At 39.3% G+C, this 5,734-nt stretch carries 3 protein-coding genes and 1 pseudogene; all 4 read left to right on the top strand.

Translation table 11 applies throughout. The annotated features are described in order from the left end of the window. Nucleotides 1–468 (top strand): annotated as a pseudogene (locus V7108_RS26620) (DNA replication/repair protein RecF); the annotation flags it as partial. A gap of 9 nt (nt 469–477) precedes the next feature. Further along, nucleotides 478–723 (top strand): extracellular matrix regulator RemB, encoded by a 246-nt coding sequence (gene remB / locus V7108_RS26615; RefSeq protein WP_335510791.1) that lies wholly within the window; start codon nt 478–480, stop codon nt 721–723. 73 nt (nt 724–796) lie between these two features. After that, nucleotides 797–2,719, top strand: a complete 1,923-nt coding sequence (gyrB, locus tag V7108_RS26610; RefSeq protein ID WP_335569852.1) for a DNA topoisomerase (ATP-hydrolyzing) subunit B — start codon at nt 797–799, stop codon at nt 2,717–2,719. A 135-nt stretch (nt 2,720–2,854) separates the two neighbouring features. Further along, nucleotides 2,855–5,443: a DNA gyrase subunit A gene (gene gyrA, locus V7108_RS26605; RefSeq protein ID WP_335510793.1), complete on the top strand. Its 2,589-nt coding sequence runs from the start codon at nt 2,855–2,857 to the stop codon at nt 5,441–5,443. Nucleotides 5,444–5,734: the final 291 nt, after the last annotated feature.

The raw sequence follows: 5,734 nt of genomic DNA, 5'->3' as shown, positions 1-5,734 counted from the left end.
GAAAATCCATCGGTGGCAAGCTATAAACCATCAGTGGATGTATTAGAAGGCCAAGATTTGTCGAAAATGAAAGCATGCTTTGAAGAAAAATTCAATAAAGTCAGAACAAGGGAAATAGAACGTGGAACCACGTTATTCGGACCTCATCGTGATGATTTGGTGTTTTTTGTTAATGATAGGGATGTATCAACATTTGGATCACAAGGACAACAAAGAACTACTGCACTTTCTGTTAAACTTGCCGAAATTGAATTAATTCATTCAGAAATTCGTGAATATCCAATCTTGCTTCTTGACGATGTATTGTCGGAATTAGACGATTATCGTCAGTCACACTTGCTTAATACCATTCAAGGAAAAGTCCAAACATTTGTTACAACCACGAGTGTAGAAGGTATCCATCATCAAACATTAAAAGAGGCATCGACTTTTAATGTAGAATCCGGTTTTATTAAGAAGGTGAATTGAGGTGGAAATGTGTATATTCATGTCGGGGAAGATTTAAATATCAGGGCGAAGGATATTATCGCCATTCTTGATAAAGGGAGTGTAAATTCTTCAAATTTAATTGAGGAATTTTTAAGCCGGCATAACGAAAAGCTTATTAACCTTTCGAAAAACCCCTTTAAATCAGTCGTAATTACATACGACAAGGTTTATTTATCCCCTATCTCTTCCGGAACATTAAAGAAACGTTCAAATCAAAAGGAAATACAGGAATAGTGAAACTACTAGCTTACTTTTTACGTTAAATTGAGTATTTTTTGAATGAAAGTGCGGGTGAACGATAGTGACAATGGAACAAAAAGTAATCCAAGAAGAAGCATATGATGCAGATCAAATACAAGTTTTAGAAGGCCTTGAAGCGGTTAGAAAAAGACCTGGTATGTATATCGGTTCAACGAGCGGAAAAGGTCTCCACCATCTTGTTTGGGAAATTGTTGATAATAGTATTGATGAAGCCTTGGCCGGCTATTGTGACGAGATCAATCTAACAATTGAGGAAGACAACAGTATTACTGTAAAAGATAACGGCCGTGGTATTCCAGTCGGTATCCAAGAAAAAATGGGCAGACCGGCAGTTGAAGTCATTATGACTGTTCTGCATGCCGGCGGAAAATTTGGCGGCGGCGGATATAAGGTTTCTGGCGGTCTGCATGGTGTAGGTGCTTCAGTTGTTAATGCCCTTTCCACCAATCTAGAGGTCTATGTCCACCGTGACGGTAACATTCACTGCATAAAATTTGAACGTGGAGCAGTAGTGAATGAATTAGAGGTAATAGGAACTACCGACGAAACAGGTACGATTGTTCACTTTAAACCAGATGCAGAAATATTTACTGAAACATTGGAATATGAGTATGATATTCTAGCAACCCGCTGTCGCGAGCTTGCATTCTTAAACCGTGGAATTAAAATCACGATCGAAGATAAGCGTGTGGAGAATAAAAAGAATGAATACTACTACGAAGGCGGAATTAAATCATATGTAGAGCATTTAAACCGTACAAAAGAAGTCATTCATGAAGAACCTATCTTTATTGAGGGAGAACGCGAAGGCATTAGCGTTGAAGTTGCGCTTCAATACAATGAGGGTTATACCGACAGCATCTATTCCTTTGCAAATAATATCCACACATACGAAGGCGGAACCCATGAATCCGGTTTTAAAACAGCCTTAACTCGAGTAATCAATGATTACGCAAGAAAAAATGGCTTAATTAAAGAAAATGATACGAATCTATCTGGTGAGGATGTTCGAGAAGGAATAACAGCGATTGTCTCTATTAAACATCCAGATCCGCAATTCGAGGGACAGACAAAGACAAAACTTGGAAATTCCGAAGTAAGAACAATTACAGATTCATTATTTTCAAGCCACTTTGACAAGTTTCTAATGGAAAATCCATCGGTGGCAAGGAAGATTGTCGAAAAAGGTCTAATGGCTGCCAGGGCAAGGATGGCTGCAAAGAAGGCAAGGGAGCTCACCCGTCGTAAAAGTGCGTTAGAAGTTTCAAGTTTACCCGGGAAATTAGCAGACTGTTCTTCAAAGGACCCATCTATCAGTGAAATCTATATCGTTGAGGGTGACTCTGCGGGTGGATCTGCCAAACAGGGCCGTGATCGTCATTTCCAAGCCATATTGCCATTACGCGGTAAAATTCTAAATGTCGAAAAAGCTCGACTCGATAAAATATTATCTAATAACGAAGTTCGTGCCATGATTACCGCCATTGGAACGGGAATTGGTGAAGAATTTGATATATCAAAAGCACGTTATCATAAGATTGTTATCATGACAGATGCGGACGTTGATGGTGCGCATATTCGAACACTTATTTTAACATTCTTCTACCGTTACATGAGACAAATACTAGAAGCGGGTTATGTCTATATCGCTCAGCCCCCACTATACAAGGTATCACAGGGGAAAAAAATATTTTATGCCTATGATGATAAAGAATTAGATCGAATTTTTGCTGAGCTTCCGGCCCAGCCAAAACCAAATATTCAACGTTATAAAGGTTTAGGAGAGATGAATCCTGAACAGTTATGGGATACAACCATGGATCCAGGTACAAGATCCATGCTCCAGGTCAGCCTCGATGACGCAATAGAAGCAGATGAAACCTTTGAAATGTTAATGGGCGATAAAGTTGAACCACGCCGTAACTTTATCGAAGCAAACGCTAAATACGTTAAGAATTTAGATATATAATCTTTGGCAGGAAATAGGGGGTATCATCCCCCTCCTTTAGACAAACTTGTCAATTTAGGGTAGAGGGTGACCGCTATCCTCCTTTTTACGAATAAGGACAAATAGGAGGATGTCACCAAATTAGGAGGTACCAATATGGCTGATACACACAATCCGCAAGTAACTGAGATTAATATTAGTCAAGAAATGAAAACTTCATTCCTAGACTATGCAATGAGTGTAATTGTTTCTCGTGCCCTTCCAGATGTTCGTGATGGATTAAAACCGGTTCATCGCCGTATTCTATATGCTATGCATGATCTAGGAATGCATTCGGACAAACCTTATAAAAAATCTGCTCGTATCGTTGGGGATGTAATTGGTAAATATCACCCCCATGGAGATCAGGCAGTTTATGAAACAATGGTACGTATGGCACAGGATTTTAACCAGCGCTATATGCTGGTAGATGGTCATGGGAACTTTGGATCCGTTGACGGAGATTCCGCAGCAGCAATGCGTTATACGGAATCAAGAATGTCCAAAATCTCGATGGAACTATTAAGAGATATCAATAAAGATACAATTGATTTTCAGGATAACTATGACGGCGAGGAAAGAGAGCCTGTAGTGTTACCAGCAAGATTCCCTAACCTTCTTGTCAATGGGACAACTGGTATAGCGGTTGGTATGGCAACGAATATACCTCCACATCAGCTTGGTGAGGTTATCGATGGAGTTCTGGCAGTCAGCCGTGATCCAGAGATTACAACACAAGAGTTAATGGAGGTTATCCCTGGTCCAGATTTCCCAACAGGTGGAATCATTATTGGACGAAGCGGTATTCGTAAAGCATACGAAACTGGCAGAGGTTCCATTACCATTCGTGCTAAAGTTGAAATTGAAACAAAATCAAATGGTAAAGAAGTCATTATCGTTAATGAAATTCCTTATCAGGTAAATAAAGCGAAATTAATAGAAAAAATTGCTGAGCTGGCTCGTGATAAAAAGATTGAAGGCATTACCGATTTACGAGATGAATCAGACCGTAAGGGAATGCGTATTGTTATTGAGGTTCGTAAAGATGCAAATGCCAGCGTGATTTTAAATAACTTATATAAGCAAACGGCTTTGCAAACAACCTTTGGAATTAATACATTAGCGCTCGTTGATGGCCATCCAAAGGTATTAACGCTTAAGCAATGCCTAGTACACTATTTAGATCATCAGCAAGTAGTTATCCGCAGGAGAACAGAGTTTGAATTGCGGAAGGCAGAAGCTCGTGCTCATATCTTAGATGGTTTACGGATTGCACTTGATCATCTGGATCAGGTCATCGCATTAATTCGTGCTTCCCAAACAACCGATATTGCCCGGGAAGGCTTGATGACAACATTCAATCTTTCTGAAAAGCAAGCTCAAGCAATACTTGATATGCGCCTGCAGCGTTTAACTGGCTTAGAAAGAGAAAAGATTGAAGAAGAATTCCAAAACTTAATGAAGCTGATTGGTGAACTAAAGGAAATCTTAGCGAATGAAGAAAAAGTCCTTGAAATTATCCGTGAGGAATTAACCGAAATTAAAGAGCGATTTAATGATAAGCGCCGCACAGAGATTGTTACGGGCGGAATTGAGAATATCGAGGATGAAGATCTCATTCCACGCGAAAATATTGTTATTACTTTAACCCATAATGGATATATTAAACGTCTCCCAGTTTCAACGTATCGTGCCCAAAAGAGAGGCGGTCGCGGAATTCAGGGAATGGGAACAAATGAAGATGATTTTGTTGAACATTTGATTACAACTTCAACCCACGATACAGTTCTTTTCTTTACGAACAAAGGAAAGGTGTATCGATCTAAGGGGTATGAAGTTCCGGAATACAGCCGTACTGCAAAGGGATTGCCAATTATTAATCTCCTTGGAGTAGAAAAGGGAGAATGGGTAAATGCTATTATTCCAATTGAGGAATTTGTGGATGACTGGTACTTATTCTTTACCACAAAAGAGGGAATTTCCAAGCGCTCACCTTTAACTTCATTTGCTCATATCCGTAACAATGGTCTAATCGCCTTGAATCTCCGTGAAGGTGACGAACTGATTTCGGTTCGATTGACCGACGGAACAAAGCATATGATTATTGGAACGAAAAAAGGTATGCTGATTCACTTCCCGGAAACGGATGTTCGCTCTATGGGAAGAACAGCGACTGGGGTAAAAGGAATTACCTTAGACAGTGATGATGAGGTAGTGGGGATGGAAGTCCTTGAGGAAAACAGCAGCGTGTTAATTGTCACTAAGAATGGATATGGTAAGCGGACACCTGCTGAAGAGTACCGCATTCAAGGAAGAGGCGGTAAAGGTATAAAGACTTGCCACGTTACCGATAAAAATGGACCATTAGTTTCCGTAAGAGCAGTAACGGGTGAGGAAGACCTAATGTTAATCACTACTGGCGGAGTACTTATTCGTATCGATGTAGCCGGTATTTCCACAATGGGACGTAACACTCAAGGTGTTAAATTAATTAGTATCAAAGATGATGAACACGATTATGTAGCCACTGTTGCGAAAGTAGAAAAGGAAGAAGTCTCTGAAGATATAGATTCTGATGATACTGAAGGAGCAGAAGGCGGAGAATCAGTAGAAGTTACAGATCGTGCAGAACTAGAATCAGATGGAGCAGAAGAAGACAAGTTAGACTCCGATGAGGAAAGTTCCGATCCTAATACAGAAGAATAATTACTTTTAAAAGGAGCACCTAATAGGTGCTCCTTATTCATTGCCTTTTTATCGATTTTTTTAATTTTCTCTTGATAGATAGTATTAATGCTGGTATACTCATTTGAGTCGGCAACAACTGTTTTATTTTGAAACAATAAAAACAAAAAAAAGTTGACATTAGTATTGATAGATGATATATTAATAAAGTCGCTTCTGAGCGATTGTGAGAAATTGATCTTTGAAAACTAAACAAACAAGAACGTCAACAAACATTTTTTTAGTTTTTTTTAAAAAAGCTAAGCCAACGTA

The organism is Neobacillus vireti (assembly GCF_036962345.1).
In the GTDB taxonomy this organism is placed as follows: domain Bacteria; phylum Bacillota; class Bacilli; order Bacillales; family Cytobacillaceae; genus Neobacillus; species Neobacillus vireti_A.
The sequence above is the reverse complement of the archived record's forward strand: the minus strand, read 5'-3'. Positions and strand labels throughout refer to the sequence as shown.